At 61.3% G+C, this 16413-nt stretch carries 14 protein-coding genes; 13 read left to right on the top strand and 1 reads right to left on the bottom strand.

Annotation, left to right across the window (positions count from 1 at the left end; all coding sequences use genetic code 11):
- Positions 1–29: 29 nt before the first annotated feature.
- A complete protein-coding gene (gene ugpB / locus AC1DWQ_RS11875; RefSeq protein WP_457279661.1) occupies positions 30–1343 on the bottom strand; it encodes a sn-glycerol-3-phosphate ABC transporter substrate-binding protein UgpB in 1314 nt (437 codons plus the stop codon).
- A gap of 220 nt (positions 1344–1563) precedes the next feature.
- Here ugpB and AC1DWQ_RS11870 point away from each other — a divergent pair, with 220 nt between their 5' ends.
- The 13 genes from AC1DWQ_RS11870 to AC1DWQ_RS11810 all read left to right on the top strand — a co-directional run bounded on the left by AC1DWQ_RS11870 (position 1564) and on the right by AC1DWQ_RS11810 (position 16389).
- Complete coding sequence (locus AC1DWQ_RS11870) at positions 1564–5496, top strand: DUF3683 domain-containing protein (protein ID WP_477669823.1); 3933 nt, start codon at positions 1564–1566, stop codon at positions 5494–5496.
- A gap of 101 nt (positions 5497–5597) precedes the next feature.
- A complete protein-coding gene (locus AC1DWQ_RS11865) occupies positions 5598–6011 on the top strand; it encodes a gamma-butyrobetaine hydroxylase family protein (protein WP_477669822.1) in 414 nt (137 codons plus the stop codon).
- A 156-nt stretch (positions 6012–6167) separates the two neighbouring features.
- On the top strand, positions 6168–6899 hold the full coding sequence (ubiE, locus tag AC1DWQ_RS11860) for a bifunctional demethylmenaquinone methyltransferase/2-methoxy-6-polyprenyl-1,4-benzoquinol methylase UbiE (RefSeq protein ID WP_477666074.1): 732 nt from the start codon (positions 6168–6170) through the stop codon (positions 6897–6899).
- A 39-nt stretch (positions 6900–6938) separates the two neighbouring features.
- A complete protein-coding gene (locus AC1DWQ_RS11855) occupies positions 6939–7928 on the top strand; it encodes a Tim44 domain-containing protein (protein WP_477669821.1) in 990 nt (329 codons plus the stop codon).
- A gap of 164 nt (positions 7929–8092) precedes the next feature.
- Positions 8093–8725, top strand: a complete 633-nt coding sequence (locus AC1DWQ_RS11850) for a hypothetical protein (RefSeq protein ID WP_477669820.1) — start codon at positions 8093–8095, stop codon at positions 8723–8725.
- Positions 8722–10275 carry a ubiquinone biosynthesis regulatory protein kinase UbiB gene (ubiB, locus tag AC1DWQ_RS11845; RefSeq protein ID WP_477669819.1) on the top strand — a complete coding sequence of 518 codons (1554 nt, stop codon included), beginning with the start codon at positions 8722–8724 and terminating at the stop codon, positions 10273–10275. Before AC1DWQ_RS11850 ends, ubiB begins: the two co-directional genes overlap by 4 nt.
- Before the next feature lie 126 nt (positions 10276–10401).
- Positions 10402–10770, top strand: a complete 369-nt coding sequence (locus AC1DWQ_RS11840) for an FmdB family zinc ribbon protein (protein ID WP_477669818.1) — start codon at positions 10402–10404, stop codon at positions 10768–10770.
- Positions 10770–11399 (top strand): DUF502 domain-containing protein, encoded by a 630-nt coding sequence (locus AC1DWQ_RS11835; protein ID WP_457279653.1) that lies wholly within the window; start codon positions 10770–10772, stop codon positions 11397–11399. The genes AC1DWQ_RS11840 and AC1DWQ_RS11835 overlap by 1 nt, the downstream gene beginning before the upstream one ends.
- Positions 11400–11450: 51 nt before the next feature.
- Positions 11451–13256: an aspartate--tRNA ligase gene (gene aspS / locus AC1DWQ_RS11830; RefSeq protein ID WP_477669817.1), complete on the top strand. Its 1806-nt coding sequence runs from the start codon at positions 11451–11453 to the stop codon at positions 13254–13256.
- A 38-nt stretch (positions 13257–13294) separates the two neighbouring features.
- Entirely contained in the window at positions 13295–13741 is a 447-nt protein-coding gene (nudB, locus tag AC1DWQ_RS11825; RefSeq protein WP_477669816.1) for a dihydroneopterin triphosphate diphosphatase, read from the top strand.
- Positions 13742–13874: 133 nt separating this feature from the next.
- Positions 13875–15101: a cardiolipin synthase ClsB gene (clsB, locus tag AC1DWQ_RS11820; protein WP_477669815.1), complete on the top strand. Its 1227-nt coding sequence runs from the start codon at positions 13875–13877 to the stop codon at positions 15099–15101.
- Between the two features lie 140 nt (positions 15102–15241).
- Positions 15242–15964 (top strand): GTP cyclohydrolase I, encoded by a 723-nt coding sequence (folE, locus tag AC1DWQ_RS11815; protein WP_477669814.1) that lies wholly within the window; start codon positions 15242–15244, stop codon positions 15962–15964.
- Between the two features lie 2 nt (positions 15965–15966).
- Positions 15967–16389, top strand: a complete 423-nt coding sequence (locus AC1DWQ_RS11810) for a BLUF domain-containing protein (RefSeq protein ID WP_348045618.1) — start codon at positions 15967–15969, stop codon at positions 16387–16389.
- Positions 16390–16413: the final 24 nt, after the last annotated feature.

The raw sequence follows: 16413 nt of genomic DNA, 5'->3' as shown, positions 1-16413 counted from the left end.
CGTGCGGGCCTGCTCTGTCTCTTGGGCGATCAGCCCTTGTTGGCCTTCTGGAAGCGCTCAAGCTGCTCATTGCCGCGCTTGACGATGGAGCCCAACGCTTCTTTGGCCGTCTTCTTGCCGTTCCAGACCTGCTCGAGTTCTTCGTCCTCGATCGCGCGAATCTGCACATAGTTGCCCAGACGGATGCCGCGGCTCTTGTCCGTGACCTTGCGGATCATTTGCGTCACCGCGACGTCGGTGCCCGGGTTCTGTTTGTAGAAGCCGGACTTTTCGGTCAGGTCGTACGATGCCATCGTCACGGGCAGGTAACCGGTGCGCTTGTGGCTGGCCGACTGCACTTCAGGCGTGGATATGAAGCTGAAGAACTTGGCGACGCCCTTGTATTCGGCCGGCTTTTTGCCCGACATGACCCACAGACTGGCGCCGCCGATGACGGTGTTTTGCGGCGCGCCGGGAACGTCCTGGTAGTAAGGCAGCGGAGCCAGGCCGTAGGCGAACTTGGCGTTTTTGGCCACATTGCCGTAAAAGCCCGAAGACGTGTTGATCATGGCGCACTCGCCCGACACGAAACTGGCTTCCGGCACGTTACCGCGGCCCTTGTAGATAAAGAGGCCCTGTTTGGCCATGTTGGCCAGGTTCTCGATGTGGCGCACGTGCAGCGGCGAATCCACCTTCAGGCGCGCATCCATGCCTTGCAGGCCGTTGGCTTTGGTGGCGAACTCGACGTTGTGCCAGGCCGAGAAACTTTCCACCTGTGTCCAGTTCTGCCAGGCGGTCGTGAAGGGACATTTGTGACCGGAGGCCTTCAGTTTGGCGGCGGCGTTGACGACTTCAGGCCAGGTGACGGGGGCCTTGTCGGTCGGCAGGCCCGCAGCCTTGAATGCGTCCTTGTTGAAATAGAAGATGGTGGTGGAGCTGTTGAACGGGAAGCTCAACATCTGGCCGTTTGGCGCGGTGTAGTAGCCGGCAACAGCGGGGATGTAGGCTTTCGGATCGAATTTTTCTCCGGCGTCCTGCATGATCTTGCCGACCGGGACGATGGCTCCCTTGCTGGCCTGCATCGTGGCGGTGCCCACTTCAAAAACCTGAAGGATATGCGGCGCATTGCCGGCGCGGAAGGCCGCGATGGAGGCCGTCATGGACTCATCGTACGTGCCCTTGAAGGTGGGCACTACCTTGTATTCCTTCTGGCTCTCATTGAATTGCTTGGCCAGGTCATTGACCCATTCGCCGTTGACGGCCGTCATTGAATGCCACCACTGGATCTCGGTCTGGGCCTGGCTGGCCAGCGGCGCGCACAGGCCGAGGGCCGCGAAGGCGAATGCTGAGAGACGGTTTTTCATTAAAACTCCTGGGATTGGACGCGCACCGGGGCGCGCCACGTTAAACGGGACAGTGTAAAAACTGTTTGTGACACGCGATTTAATCGATTTGCGGGCTTCCCGACAAGCGGGATTTCCATAAGGACACATACGACTTCCATGGCGCCACGGGTAAATGTTGCGCTGCGGTAATATAGGGCAACAGCGCTGGACACGGGTCCGAAGCCGCTGGCTTTTCACGATGAACGCCCCTACTACCCTCCAAGAATTGAACGTCTTTGCCGATGACGCAAAGGCTGGCGAAGCCCGCATCCGCGAGATTCCCTATAACTACACCTCATTTTCCGATCGGGAGGTAGTCATCCGCCTGCTCGGCGAGCGTGCCTGGGACTTGCTGAACCGTCTGCGCGACGAGCGCCGCACCGGCCGCTCCGCGCGCATGCTGTATGAAGTGCTGGGCGATGTCTGGGTCGTGCAGCGCAACCCCTATTTGCAGGACGACCTGCTGGACAACCCCAAGCGGCGCAAGCTGCTGGTCGACGCCTTGCAGCACCGGCTGACCGAAGTCGAAAAACGCCGCACCCCGGATGCAGATCAACAGCGCGACGCCATCGTGGGCGAACTGCTGGACGCCGCTCGCGGCGCCGTCGCCCGCTTCTACACCTCCTTCAGCGAGATGTACGACCTTCGCCGCCTGACGGAACGCAAGCTGCGCAAGCTGACCCTCAAGGACAACATCAAGTTCGACGGCCTTTCGCGGGTGTCGCATGTCACCGATGCGACTGACTGGCGTGTCGAATACCCCTTTGTGGTGCTCACGCCCGACACTGAAGTCGAAATGGCCGGCCTGGTCAAGGCCTGTATCGAGCTTGGCCTGACAATCGTGCCGCGTGGTGGCGGCACCGGCTACACCGGCGGGGCGATTCCGTTGACCTGGAAGTCGGCTGTCATCAATACCGAAAAACTCGAAGCCATGACCGAGGTCGAAATGGTTTCGTTGCCCGGCGTTGACAAGCCAGTGGCTACCGTATGGACTGAAGCCGGCGTGGTCACCCAGCGTGTGGCCGACGCGGCCGAGCGCGGCGGCTTCGTCTTCGCGGTCGACCCGACCTCTGCCGAAGCCTCCTGCATAGGCGGCAACATCGCGATGAACGCGGGCGGCAAGAAGGCCGTGCTGTGGGGCACGGCGCTGGACAACCTGGCTTCGTGGCGCATGGTCACGCCGCAGGCCGAGTGGCTGGAAGTCACGCGCGTGGGTCACAACCTCGGCAAGATCCACGACGCCGAAATGGCCAGCTTCGACCTCCAGTATTTCCAAGCCGACGGCAAAACCCCCATTCGCACCGAGCGGCTGGATATTCCCGGCAAGACTTTCCGCAAGGAGGGCCTGGGCAAAGACGTTACCGACAAATTCCTCAGCGGCTTGCCCGGCATCCAGAAAGAGGGTTGCGACGGCCTCATCACCAGCGCGCGCTGGATCGTGCACCGCATGCCGGCACATACCCGCACGGTTTGCCTCGAATTTTTCGGCAATGCCAAGGACGCGGTGCCCAGCATCGTCGAGATCAAGGATTTCATGTTCGCCGAGCAAAAGCGCGGCGGCGCCATCCTGGCGGGGCTGGAACACCTGGACGACCGCTACCTGAAGGCGGTCGGCTATGCGACCAAATCGAAAAAGCACGGCGGCCTGCCGAAGATGGTGCTCTTTGGCGACATTGCCGGCGACGACGCCGATGTGGTGGCGCGTGCCACCTCGGAAGTTGTGCGCATTGCCAACTCGCGCCACGGCGAAGGTTTTATCGCCATCAGCCCCGACGCCCGCAAGAAATTCTGGCTGGACCGCAAGCGCACCGCCGCGATCTCCAAGCACACCAATGCCTTCAAGATCAATGAAGACGTGGTGATTCCGCTGCCCCGCATGGCCGAATATACCGACGGCATCGAGCAGATCAATATCGAGCTCAGCCTGGCCAACAAGATACGGCTGTGCGACGAGCTGGAGGCTTTTTTCCTCAAGGGCAACCTGCCTTTGGGCAAATCGGACGATGCCAACGATATTCCTTCGGCAGAACTGCTGGAAGACCGTGTGGGCCAGGCGCTGGCGCTGATAGCTGAGGTACGCGCGCTATGGTCCGGCTGGCTGGCGGGTGTAGCGACCTTGTTCCCGCAGTTGCAAGACCATTCGCTGCGCGCCAGCTGGAAAACCGATATCCGGGCCCAGCTTCAGGCGATTTTCTCGGGCGGCGCGTTTTTGCCGATCATCGAAGAATGCAATGCCATCCACAAGCGTGTGCTCAAGGGCCGTGTCTGGGCGGCGCTGCACATGCACGCCGGCGACGGTAACGTGCACACCAACCTGCCCGTCAACAGCGACGACTACGAGATGCTGCAGACCGCGCATGTGGCGGTGGCGCGCATCATGGTGCTGGCTCGTTCGCTGGACGGCGTGATCTCGGGCGAACACGGCATTGGCATCACCAAGCTGGAGTTCCTGACCGACGAAGAGCTGCGGCCCTTTACCGAATACAAGCAAAAAGTCGATCCGGAAGGGCGCTTCAACAAAGGCAAGCTGCTACGAAATCAGGAGCTGCTCGCGCAAGATGGGAGCGGTCTTCAGGCCAAAAACGATGCTAAACCGATATTGCATGCCGACTTGACCAATGCCTATACCCCCAGCTTCGGCTTGATGGGGCATGAGTCGCTGATCATGCAGCAGTCGGACATTGGCGCCATTGCCGACAGCGTGAAGGATTGCCTGCGTTGCGGCAAATGCAAACCGGTGTGCGCCACCCATGTGCCGCGCGCCAACCTGCTGTACAGCCCGCGCAACAAGATTCTGGCCACCTCGCTGCTGGTGGAAGCTTTTCTGTATGAAGAGCAGACCCGGCGCGGCGTGAGCATCAAGCACTGGGAAGAGTTCGAAGACGTGGCCGACCACTGCACCGTGTGCCACAAGTGCCTGACGCCTTGCCCGGTGGACATCGATTTCGGCGAAGTCTCCATGAACATGCGCAACCTGCTGCGCAAGATGGGGCAGAAGTCTTTCCGGCCCGGCAACGCTGCCGCCATGATCTTCCTGAACGCCACCAGCCCGCAGACCATCAAGTTCATGCGCAGCGCCATGGTGGACGTGGGCTTCAAGGCCCAGCGCCTGGCCAACGACCTGATGCGCCGGCTGGCACGCAAGCAGACGGCGCTGCCGCCGGCCACGGTCGGCAAGGCGCCTGTGAAAGAGCAGGTGATCCACTTCATCAACAAGAAGATGCCGGGCGGCCTGCCCAAGAAGACCGCACGTGCGTTGCTGGACATCGAAGACAAGGACTACGTCCCGATCATTCGCAACCCCAAGAGCACCACGTCGGAAACCGAGGCGGTGTTTTATTTTCCCGGCTGCGGCTCCGAGCGCCTTTTCAGCCAGGTGGGCCTGGCGACGCAGGCCATGCTCTGGCATGCGGGGGTGCAAACTGTGCTGCCGCCGGGTTACCTCTGCTGCGGTTATCCGCAGCGCGGCAGCGGCCAGTTCGACAAAGCCGAGAAAATCATCACCGACAACCGGGTGCTGTTCCACCGCGTCGCCAACACGCTGAACTACCTGGATATCAAGACGGTGGTGGTGAGCTGCGGCACCTGCTATGACCAGCTGCAGGGTTACGAATTCGACAAGATATTCCCGGGCTGCCGCATCATCGACATCCACGAATACCTGCTTGAAAAAGGCATCACCCTGCGCACCGACCAGCCCGGCGCTGGCTACCTCTATCACGACCCCTGCCACAGCCCGATGAAGCTGCAGGAGCCAATGAAGACCGTCAAGGCGCTGCTGGGTGACAACGTGCTCAAGAATGACCGTTGCTGCGGTGAGTCGGGCACGCTGGGCGTTACCCGGCCGGACATTTCCACGCAGATCCGTTTTCGCAAGGAAGAAGAGCTGCGCAAGGGCGAAGCCCAGCTTCGCGAGGCGGGTGCCGTTGCCGAGGCGGGAAACGTCAAAATACTCACCAGCTGCCCGAGTTGCCTGCAAGGGCTCTCGCGCTACGGCAATGACCTGCAAAACGGCCTGCTCGAGGCGGACTACATCGTGGTGGAAATGGCCAATCAGATCCTGGGCAAGGAGTGGCTGCCCACGTATGTGGAGGCGGCCAACCACGGCGGCATCGAACGGGTGCTGGTCTAGGGCAATTTCTGGCTTTGATGTCAACGGGCTTATTGCCAGAATGCCGAATCCTCACGAAGGCCTGATGCGTCCGGCCTTTTCTTTTCAGAAAGCGATTTCCCATGGCAGGCCTTCAACCCGGTTCACCCACGCCCACCGCATTGACGGTTCACAGCCAGTCGCGCATTCTTGAAATCGCGTTCTCCGACGGCGCCGAGTTCAGGATTCCGTTTGAACTCATGCGCGTCTATTCGCCCTCGGCAGAGGTGCAGGGCCATGGCCCTGGCCAGGAAATTTTGCAAACCGGCAAACGCGAAGTGAATGTGGTGGAGCTCGAGCCTATTGGCAATTACGCGGTCAAGCCCGTGTTTTCCGATGGCCATGAGAGCGGAATATTCTCGTGGGACTATCTCTACAAACTGGGCGCCGATCAGGCCCAGTTATGGGACGAGTACCGGAGGCGCCTGCAGGCGGCCGGTGTTGAGCGCGATGCACCCATGGCCGCGCCCGGCGGCCACGGCTGTGCAAGCCACTGATTCCGCGCGAGCGGTGCGCGCCGCGGCGCGGCGGCGAATGGGCATTTCGCGCCACTGTTGTTTTTCCAGCATAAAAGCGGGCAATAAGCCGCAATGCCCCATGTCAGCTCAGGGTTGTCGAGAGCAATTACTCCTTTGCCCTCTAGCATTGATGGTATGAGCAGTACCCATTTCGGTTTTGAATCCGTTGACGAGCAAGACAAGGCACGCCGCGTGCGCGGGGTGTTTGACTCCGTGGCGCCCAAATACGACGTGATGAACGACCTGATGTCGATGGGGCTGCATCGGGCGTGGAAGGCCTACACAGTGCTGGTGGCCAACGTCAAAGAGGGCTACCAGGTGCTGGACATCGCCGGCGGCACGGGCGACCTGGCGCTGGCCTTTGCCCCCAAGGTGGGCAGCACCGGCCGCGTGGTGCATACCGATATCAACGAGGCGATGCTCCGCGAAGGCCGGAACCGCCTGCTGGATGCTGGTGTCAGCTTGCCCACCCTGGTGTGCGACGCCGAACATCTACCATTTCCCGATGCGAGCTTCGACGTGGTGACGGTCGCCTTCGGGCTGCGCAACATGACGCACAAGGAAGATGCGTTGCGCGAGATGAACCGCGTGCTCAAGCCCGGTGGCAAGCTGCTGGTGCTGGAGTTCTCCAAAGTCGCCAAGCCGCTGGAAAAGATTTACGACTGGTATTCCTTCAAGGTGTTGCCGCGGTTGGGCAAGCTGGTGGCCAATGACGATTCAAGCTACCAGTACCTCGCCGAATCAATTCGCATGCACCCCGGCCAGGACGAACTGAAAGCCCTTATGCATAAAAGTGGTTTCGGCCATGTGGACTATCACAACATGACAGGCGGAGTTGTGGCATTGCATGTTGGAATCAAGTGTTGAAAAGTCAAACGGCCTCAAAACCGTGATCAAGGAGACGATATGAAAATCTGGTCGGCAATTTTTTCCGCAGCGCTTGCGTTAACCCTGACTTTGGGGGGAACGGTTGCTGACGCCAAACGACTGGGCGGTGGTTCGTCATTTGGCAAGCAGTCGTCCAACGTGACCAAGCGTGAGGCGGCGCCTGGTGGTGCCAATGCCGCCAAACCGGCAGCCCCTGCGGCAACGCCGGCGCCTGTTGCGCCCAAAAAACCCTGGGGCGCCATGCTGGGCGGCCTGGCCGCAGGTCTGGGCCTGGCCTGGCTGGCTTCATCGCTGGGCCTGGGCGGCGCCTTCGGCCAGATCATCATGTTTGCCTTGCTGGCGCTGGTGGTCATGCTGGTGATCGGCTTCATCATGCGCAAATTCAAGGGCGGAGCGGCTGGCGCGCAAGGCTCTGCGCCCGGGCAGGCGCCTTTTGCCTTCCAGGGTGCGGGCAACGCCACCACCCCCAAGAACTACAGCCCTGAGAACGTCGGCAACGATGCATCCGCGCGCCCTTGGGAACGCAGTAGCATGGCTTTTGATGCCAACAAATACGATGCGGCAGCGCCCGCAGGCGGTTCCATGATCGGCTCGGCCTTGCTGGGTGTGCAGTCCTGGGGCGTTCCGGCCGGTTTTGACGCCGAAGGCTTCCTCAAGGCCAGCAAGGCCAACTTCGTCACGCTGCAGGATGCCTGGGACCGCTCCGACATCCAGAACCTGCGCGCCATGATGACGGACGACATGCTCGAGCAGATCAAGACCCAGCTTGCCGACCGCGAATCGCATACCGGCGGCCAGGTCAACAAGACCGAGGTCGTGATGCTGGATGCGCAATTGCTGGGCATCGAGGAACTGAGCGATGTCTACATGGCCAGCGTGGAGTTTTCCGGCATGATCCGCGAAGACGCCTCCGCAGGCGCCAGCCCCTTCCGCGAAGTCTGGAACATGACCAAGCCACGCAGCGGCGGCAGCGGCTGGCTGGTCGCCGGTGTACAGGCTCTCCAATAACCCCCGTCCAGGCTCACTTCATGTAGCCTGTTCCCCCCTTTCAGGGGGCGGCGCCTGCGGCCCGGCAAAGCCGGTTCCGCGGCGCCTGCTGGTGAAATACTCTTTCCACTGGGTTACGCCACGAAGTGCGTGACCGTGGGGGCCATGTCAGAATCGGGGGACGTATGAATACCACGTCCCCTTTTTCATTTCTGGAATCCATTGCCACCCGCTTTCAGCCGCCCGCCTGGGTGGTGGATGAGGGGCAGCAACGGCTGGTGCTCTTCCTGAACCATGTCCTGATGCAGGAAAAGCAGGCGCAGGACCGTCTGCTGCGGCAAAAGGGGCGCGTGGTGCATCTGCGCTGGGGCCTGTTTGCGATTGACCTGGTGGTTACACCGGCGGGCCTGGTGGACCGGGCCCAGCCTGCTGCCAAGCCGGACCTGCTGCTGGCTGTGGCTACTGAATCGCCGCTGACCGTGATGCAGTCTGTGCTGGCCGGCAAGCCGCCGCCGGTGAAAATCGAGGGTGACGTGCAGTTGGCCGCCGAACTGGGCTGGCTGGCTGAAAACCTGCGCTGGGATGCCGAAGAGGACCTTTCGCGGCTGATCGGTGACGCTCCTGCACATGCAGTGGCCGACGCCGGGCGGCGAATTTTTGCGGGGCTCAAGCAGTTTTTGGCAAGTACACCTCTTGCGTCGGTTCCTCCTTCCTCTGCGGCAGCAACCACCGGTGCCCAACCCCCTGAAACGGCGCCCAAGGCGGGTCCTTCTGCGACAGGCGGCGATGCCGAGCCAGTGAAAGCACCTGCTGCATGAGTCGCCTCTTCCGAGGTGTTTTTATCGTCTGGACCGTGCTCCGGTTTGGCCTGGATGAGCTGGTGCTCTCCAGTTTCGAGCGTCCCTGGATCCGTTTGCTGACCCGCATCGTTTCGCTGGGCCGCAACCTGAAGGCACCGCGCGGCGAGCGCCTGCGCGAAGCGCTTGAAAGCCTGGGGCCCATCTTTGTCAAGTTCGGCCAGGTGATGTCGACACGGCGCGACCTGCTTCCGCCCGACATCGCCGACGAGCTTGCGCGCCTGCAGGACCGGGTGCCGCCTTTTGAGTCCGCCGTCGCCGTCGCCATCATCGAAAAAGCCTTTGGCCGGCCGCTGGACCGCATCTTTGCCAGCTTCGAACAAATCCCCGTAGCTAGCGCCTCGATTGCCCAGGTGCACTTCGCCATCTTGCCAAGTGGCCGCGAAGTGGCCGTCAAGGTGCTGCGGCCCAATATGCTGCCGGCGATCGAGAAAGACCTGGCGCTGATGCACATGATGGCCGGCTGGGTGGAAGGCGCGTCGGCTGATGGCAAACGCCTCAAGCCCCGCGAGGTAGTGGCCGAATTCGACAAATACCTGCACGACGAGCTGGACCTTCTGCGTGAGGCGGCCAATGCGGCCCAGCTGCGCCGCAACATGCAAAACCTTGACCTGGTGATGATCCCTGAAATGGTCTGGGACTTCTGCATGCCCGACGTCATGGTGATGGAGCGCATGAAAGGCGTTCCCATCAGCCAGGCCCAGCGCCTGCGCGATGCCGGTGTCGACATGAAAAAACTGGCGCGCGACGGCGTCACCATCTTCTTCACCCAGGTATTCCGCGACGGTTTCTTCCATGCCGACATGCATCCCGGCAATATCCAGGTCAGTCTGGCGCCGGAAACATTCGGCCGCTACATCTCGCTGGACTTCGGAATCGTGGGCACCCTGACCGAGGTTGACAAGGAATACCTCGCACAGAATTTCAGCGCGTTTTTCCAGCGCGACTACAAACGGGTGGCCGAGTTGCACCTGGAATCCGGCTGGGTTCCGCCCGAGACTCGGGTGGACGAACTGGAAGCCGCCATTCGTGCGTGCTGCGAACCCTACTTTGATCGGCCGCTCAGGGAAATTTCGTTGGGGCTGGTGCTGATGCGTCTGTTTCAGACCTCGCGCCGTTTCCATGTCGAAATCCAGCCCCAGCTGGTGCTGCTGCAAAAAACCCTGTTGAACATCGAGGGACTGGGGCGTGAGCTGGACCCCGACCTGGACCTCTGGAGCACCGCCAAGCCTTTTCTCGAGAAATGGATGCTCGAGCAGGTGGGCCCGGAAAAATTGCTGGCGCAGCTCAAGGCGGAGGCGCCTGCTTATGCCAAGCTGCTACCCGGTTTGCCGCGCCTGCTGTCCCAGTACCTGAAATCACCCCCTGGAATCAACCGGCGGGAGCTTGAGGAACTGCTGTATGAGCAAAAGCGCACCAACAAACTGCTGCAAAGCCTGATTTATGGCGGTCTGGGCTTTGTATTGGGGTTGATTGCCATGCAGTTTGTCCTGCGGGTGCGGGTGTTTTAGGGCCGGCCGGGGAAGGTCTCAACGGCCTATAATTGAAGGCTTTGCATCTGGGAGCCTTTTCCAGGCAAATTCCCCGGGATATTCCCGGGAATACCCCGGGGACAGCCCCTCAAAGCCTTAAGCACTATGCCAATCTACGCCTATAAATGCGAGTCCTGTGGGCATGCCAAGGACGTTCTGCAAAAAATCTCCGATGCGCCCCTCTCAGTGTGTCCGCAATGCGGCGAACCCGCATTCAAAAAGCAGGTCACGGCTGCGGGTTTCCAGCTCAAGGGCTCGGGCTGGTACGTGACGGACTTCCGCGGCGGCAACAGCACAGGCGTGCCCGCGCCCAAGACTGACGGCGGCGAAGCCGGCGCTTCCAGCAGCAACGGTGCGGACAGCAAGCCGGCCGATTCCGGCGCAGCCGCGCCGGCAAGCACGGCAGCAGCTCCCGCGCCGGCCGCGCCCGCCAAGGCTTCGGCCACCGACTCCTCTTCCAAGACTTCCTCGTGATGGCTTCGATCCGCCGATGGCTTCTGGCCGGACTGTTGGTGCTGGTGCCCCTGGCCATCACGCTGTGGGTGCTCGACTGGATCGTCGGCACGCTGGACCAGACGCTGCTGATTCTTCCTGGCGCCTGGCACCCCGACAAGCTGCTGGGTTTCCATATCCCCGGTTTCGGCGTGCTGCTGACGCTGCTGATCGTGCTGCTGATGGGCGCGGTTGCCAGCAATTTCTTCGGCAAGAAACTGGTGCGCTGGGGCAACTCATTCCTGAGCCGCATTCCCATCGTCCGCTCCATTTATTCCAGCGTAAAGCAGGTCTCCGATACGGTGTTCTCGGAAAATGGCAATGCCTTTCGCAAGGCCTTGCTGGTGCAGTGGCCGCGTGAAGGTGTCTGGACCATCGGCTTTCTGACGGGGCTGCCCGGCGGCGATGTGGTCAATCACCTGCAGGGCGACTACCTGAGTGTTTATGTACCCACCACGCCCAATCCCACCGGTGGCTATTTTGTGATGCTGAAAAGAAGCGACTGCATTGAGCTCCAGATGAGCGTCGATGAGGCTTTGACCTACGTGATTTCCATGGGCGTCGTGGTGCCCTCCAAACCTGTACCGCGGCCGCTGACCCCTCCCCTGTAAACGGCGAAAATTGCAACACTGCGCGCGAGGCGCTGAAAGTCCGAGATTTTTATGGCTATCGTTTCCCAAATGCGTTCGAACTATTGCGGTCTGGTGACCGAGGCCTTGCTGGGCCAAACCGTGAGCCTGTGCGGCTGGGTCAATCGTCGCCGCGACCATGGCGGTGTGATCTTCATCGACTTACGCGACCGCGAAGGCTATGTCCAGGTGGTCTGCGACCCGGACCGCGCCGACATGTTCAAAACCGCCGAGGGCGTGCGCAACGAATTCTGCGTGCAGGTCAAAGGCGTAGTGCGGGCCCGCCCTGAAGGCACGACCAACGACAACCTCAAAAGCGGCAAGGTCGAGGTGCTGTGCCACGAACTGATCGTGCTGAACCCGAGCGTGACGCCGCCGTTCCAGCTTGACGACGACAACCTGTCTGAGACGACGCGCCTCACGCACCGCGTGCTGGATTTGCGCCGTCCCTACATGCAGAACAACCTGATGCTGCGCTACCGCGTGGCCATGGAAACGCGCAAGTTCCTCGACGCCAACGGCTTCATCGACATCGAAACCCCGATGCTGACCAAGAGCACGCCCGAAGGCGCGCGCGACTACCTGGTGCCCAGCCGCGTCAACGAAGGCATGTTTTTCGCGCTGCCGCAAAGCCCGCAGCTGTTCAAGCAGTTGCTCATGGTCGCAGGCTTCGACCGCTACTACCAGATCACCAAGTGCTTCCGTGACGAAGACCTGCGTGCCGATCGCCAGCCCGAATTCACACAGATCGATATCGAGACGTCCTTCATGGGCGAGCAGGACATCCGTGACCTGTTCCAGGGCATGATCAGCAACATTTTCAAGACCGTGCTCAACACCGACCTGGGCGAATTTCCGGTGATGGCCTATGGCGAAGCCATGCACCGCTTCGGTTCCGACAAACCCGATTTGCGCGTGAACCTGGAGTTCACGGAACTCACCGAAGTCATGGCGACCGTGGACTTCAAGGTTTTCAGCACGCCTGCCACCACTGTCGGCGGCCGTGTGGTTGCCCTGCGCGTTCCCGGCGGGTCCGAAATGAGCCGCGGCGAGATCGACGGCTACACCGAGTTCGTCAAGATCTACGGTGCCAAGGGCCTGGCCTGGATCAAGGTCAATGACATCACCAAGGGCCGCGACGGCTTGCAAAGCCCCATCGTCAAGAACATCCATGACGCGGCGATTGCGGAAATCCTCAAGTGCACCGGGGCCCAGAACGGCGACATCCTTTTCTTCGGCGCCGACAAGGCCAAGGTCGTCAACGACAGCATCGGCGCGTTGCGCCTCAAAGTCGGCCACAGCGAATTCGGCAAGAAAACCGGCCTCTTCACCAAGGGCTGGAAGCCGCTGTGGGTGGTGGATTTCCCGATGTTTGAATTTGACGAGGAAGGCCAGCGCTGGAGCGCCGTGCATCATCCGTTTACCGCACCCAAAGACGGGCACGAAGACTGGATGGACACCGACCCGGGCCGTTGTATTGCCAAGGCATACGACATGGTTCTCAATGGCTGGGAGCTGGGCGGTGGCTCGGTCCGTATCCACCAGGCGGACGTGCAGAGCAAGGTCTTCAATGCCCTGAAGATCGGACCGGAGGAAGCGCAGCAGAAGTTCGGCTTCCTGCTGGACGCATTGCAGTACGGCGCACCGCCCCACGGCGGCCTGGCCTTCGGCCTGGATCGCATCGTCACCATGATGACAGGCGCCGACTCGATCCGCGACGTGATCGCTTTTCCGAAAACCCAGCGCGCCCAGGATTTGCTCACGCATGCCCCGAGCCCGGTGGACGAAAAGCAGTTGCGCGAACTGCACATCCGCCTGCGTAATCCACAGCCCGTCTAAAACGGCGCGCTATGCCCGCCAGCCGGAAGGGGGACACCTTGAAACCTTTCAAGATCCCCGAGTCTGTGCTGGTCGTTATTCACACACCGCAGCTGGACGTGCTGCTGATCGAGCGCACCGACAACCCTGGGTTCTGGCAGAGCGTCACGGGCTCCAAAGACACGGCGGGCGAACCCTTGCTGCAGACCGCGGTGCGCGAGGTGCTGGAAGAGACCGGCATCGCAGCCGCGCCCGGCCAGTTTCGCGACTGGGGCCTGTCCAACGTCTACGAGATTTATCCAGTCTGGCGAGCCAGGTATGCGCCCGGCATCACCCACAACACCGAACATGTCTTCAGCCTGTGTTTGCCCCAGGCCTGCGATGTAAAGCTCAGCCCCAGGGAGCACACCGCCTGGCAATGGCTGCCGCACTACGCCGCTGCCGACCTGTGTTTTTCCCCTTCGAATGCGGAAGCGGTGCTCCTCCTGCCGAAATTCATGGCTTGAGCCGCGCAGCGCGCAGGCGCAACACTTTGTGAGTTTGGCGTCTCACTGGATTGGCAAACACCGGCCAGTCGGTTCAAATGGAATGGACCTTCCCGTCAACTCTCCATACTTCCAGGAAAAAAAGCCGCTGGCCATGTTTCCACTCCACAAGTCCGGTGCGTTGCAGTTGCTCCAGGGCGGCCGGGATTTTTTCCCCGCACTCGTCAAGGCCCTTGATGCGGCGCAGACCTGGATTCAGCTGGAAACCTATATTTTTGATTTCAACGGTGCCGGCGCGGATGTCGCCGAAGCACTGGTTCGCGCGGCCCTGCGCGGCGTCACAGTGCAGGTGCTGGTCGACGGCATAGGCACCGGTCCTCTTCCTGCCGAGTGGCGCGAAAAATTCGCGGCGTCGAAAGTCGACTGGTGCGTGTACTCGCCCTTGGGGACGGGCCTGAGCCGTCTGGGCCTGCTGCTGCCCGAGCGCTGGCGCCGGCTGCACCGCAAGCTCTGCGTGGTGGACCAGCACACGGTGTTTTGCGGCGGCATCAATGTGCTCGATGATTTCTACGATCCCAACCACGGGGAGCTCCAGACTCCGCGCGTCGATTTCGCCGTGGCTGCCACCGGCCCGCTGGCGGAGGAGGCCGCCGATGCCATGGCGCTGCTGTGGTGGCGTGTGCAGGCCGGTTACAGCGCGCGGCAGCGCCACATGGCTGCCGCATGGGAAAAGTTCAGGGCGGCGGGGTACGGCGGGCGCACTGGCACCACATCGCTCGTGGTGGGTAACGGGTCTGGCGTTGCCGGCCCCAAGGCGGCGCTGATCCTGCGCGACAACTTGCGTAACCGTAGCAGCATCGAGCGCGCCTATCGCAGGGCCATTGGCAAGGCACACCGGGAAATCATCATTGCCAACGCCTATTTTCTGCCGGGCGGCAAGCTGCGGCGCGCCCTCATCGGGGCGGCCAGGCGCGGTGTGCGTGTCACCTTGCTGCTGCAGGGGCGCTACGAGTACTTCATGCAATACCATGCGGCCCGGCCCTTCTATGGCGCCTTGCTGGAGGCCGGCGTGGAAATCCATGAATACGAGGCCGGTTTCCTGCACGCCAAGGTGGCTGTGGTGGACGGGCATTGGGCCACCGTGGGCTCCTCCAACCTGGATCCCCTGAGCCTGCTGCTGGCCCGCGAGGCCAATGTGGTGGTTGAGGACAAGGCCTTTGCCGAAAGCCTGGCGGGTATTGTGCGCGAGGCCATGGTGAAACAGGGGCGGCGCATGGAGCCGGCCGACCACAGCCATCGCCCCTTTGGCCTGCGGCTGCGAGGCTGGATAGCCTATGCCCTGGTGCGGCTGGCGCTGCTGGTGGCAGGCCAGCGCTATTGAGGCGTCCTGCGCCAGCCCGGCCTTCATGTCGTTAGCTATTAATTTGATAGCTGCTTGCGCTCATGAGGAAAGGGCTGGAGGCCAAAAACCTTATCAAATTCCGGACAAGACGGTTTAAGGGCGGACTGGTAATATCTGGCATGCTTATGAAATCCGATACGCCCCCCCAGGACGCGACCGACGAGGGCACACCCGTCTCCGTCAAGATCCGCGAACGCCTGGCCCAGGCTCGCAAGCGCTTTCACGCCAACGACAACATCGCCAAGTTCATTGAACCGGGCGAGCTGGAAAAGCTGCTCGATGAAGTGACCGGCAAGATGCAGGGCGTGCTTGACAGCCTGGTGATCGACACTGACGGCGATCACAACACCAACAACACCGCGCGCCGCGTGGCCAAGATGTACCTCAACGAGGTGTTCAAGGGCCGCTATGTAGCGCCTCCCACCATCACCGAATTCCCTAACGCCGAGCACCTCAACGAGCTGATGATCGTCGGGCCGATCACGGTTCGCAGCGCCTGCTCCCACCATTTCTGCCCCGTCATCGGCAAGATATGGATCGGCGTGCTGCCCAATGAGCACACCAATGTGATCGGCCTCTCAAAGTACGCGCGCCTGGCCGAATGGGTCATGGGCCGCCCGCAGATCCAGGAAGAGGCGGTGGTGCAACTGGCCGACCTCATCATGGAAAAAACCCAGCCCGACGGCCTGGCCATCGTGATGGAGGCCAGCCACTACTGCATGGCCTGGCGCGGCGTCAAAGACATGGACAGCAAGATGATCAATTCGGTGATGCGCGGCGTCTTCCTGAAAGATTCGACATTGCGCCGCGAGTTCCTCGCATTGATCCCGCAGAAAGGCTAACCATGTTGGTACGTTTACTTTACGCAAGCCGCGCGGTCGACACGAGCCCCGAGGCCATCGAAGGCATCCTCTCGCAATCGCGCCAGCACAACCCCTCGTCAGGCATCACCGGCATCCTCTGCTACGGCGGTGGCATCTTCCTGCAGGCCATCGAAGGCGGCCGCATGGCGGTCAGCGAACTGTTCGGCCACATCCAGCAGGACGCCCGCCACAAGGATGTGATCCTCCTGCACTTCGAGGAAATTTCCGAGCGCCGTTTTGGCGGCTGGACCATGGGCCAGGTCAACCTGTCCAAGCTCAACCATTCCATCCTGCTTAAATACTCCGAAAAAGCCGAGCTGGATCCTTACTCGGTGTCGGGCAAGGTGTCGTTCGCGCTGCTCGAAGACCTGATGGCCACCGCCTCCATCTGCGGCAGGGTTTGAGGCCTGCGTACCGCCAGGCCTGAC

The organism is Polaromonas sp. P2_G11 (genome assembly GCF_056403595.1).
The sequence above is the reverse complement of the archived record's forward strand: the minus strand, read 5'-3'. Positions and strand labels throughout refer to the sequence as shown.

Excerpts from the sequence above, each read along its gene's own strand:
- ugpB (WP_457279661.1), bottom strand. The coding sequence starts at position 1,343 with ATGAAAAACCGTCTCTCAGCATTCGCCTTCGCGGCCCTCGGCCTGTGC.
- AC1DWQ_RS11870 (WP_477669823.1), top strand. The coding sequence starts at position 1,564 with ATGAACGCCCCTACTACCCTCCAAGAATTGAACGTCTTTGCCGATGAC.
- AC1DWQ_RS11865 (WP_477669822.1), top strand. The coding sequence starts at position 5,598 with ATGGCAGGCCTTCAACCCGGTTCACCCACGCCCACCGCATTGACGGTT.
- ubiE (WP_477666074.1), top strand. The coding sequence starts at position 6,168 with ATGAGCAGTACCCATTTCGGTTTTGAATCCGTTGACGAGCAAGACAAG.
- AC1DWQ_RS11855 (WP_477669821.1), top strand. The coding sequence starts at position 6,939 with ATGAAAATCTGGTCGGCAATTTTTTCCGCAGCGCTTGCGTTAACCCTG.
- AC1DWQ_RS11850 (WP_477669820.1), top strand. The coding sequence starts at position 8,093 with ATGAATACCACGTCCCCTTTTTCATTTCTGGAATCCATTGCCACCCGC.
- ubiB (WP_477669819.1), top strand. The coding sequence starts at position 8,722 with ATGAGTCGCCTCTTCCGAGGTGTTTTTATCGTCTGGACCGTGCTCCGG.
- AC1DWQ_RS11840 (WP_477669818.1), top strand. The coding sequence starts at position 10,402 with ATGCCAATCTACGCCTATAAATGCGAGTCCTGTGGGCATGCCAAGGAC.
- AC1DWQ_RS11835 (WP_457279653.1), top strand. The coding sequence starts at position 10,770 with ATGGCTTCGATCCGCCGATGGCTTCTGGCCGGACTGTTGGTGCTGGTG.
- aspS (WP_477669817.1), top strand. The coding sequence starts at position 11,451 with ATGGCTATCGTTTCCCAAATGCGTTCGAACTATTGCGGTCTGGTGACC.
- clsB (WP_477669815.1), top strand. The coding sequence starts at position 13,875 with ATGTTTCCACTCCACAAGTCCGGTGCGTTGCAGTTGCTCCAGGGCGGC.
- folE (WP_477669814.1), top strand. The coding sequence starts at position 15,242 with ATGCTTATGAAATCCGATACGCCCCCCCAGGACGCGACCGACGAGGGC.
- AC1DWQ_RS11810 (WP_348045618.1), top strand. The coding sequence starts at position 15,967 with ATGTTGGTACGTTTACTTTACGCAAGCCGCGCGGTCGACACGAGCCCC.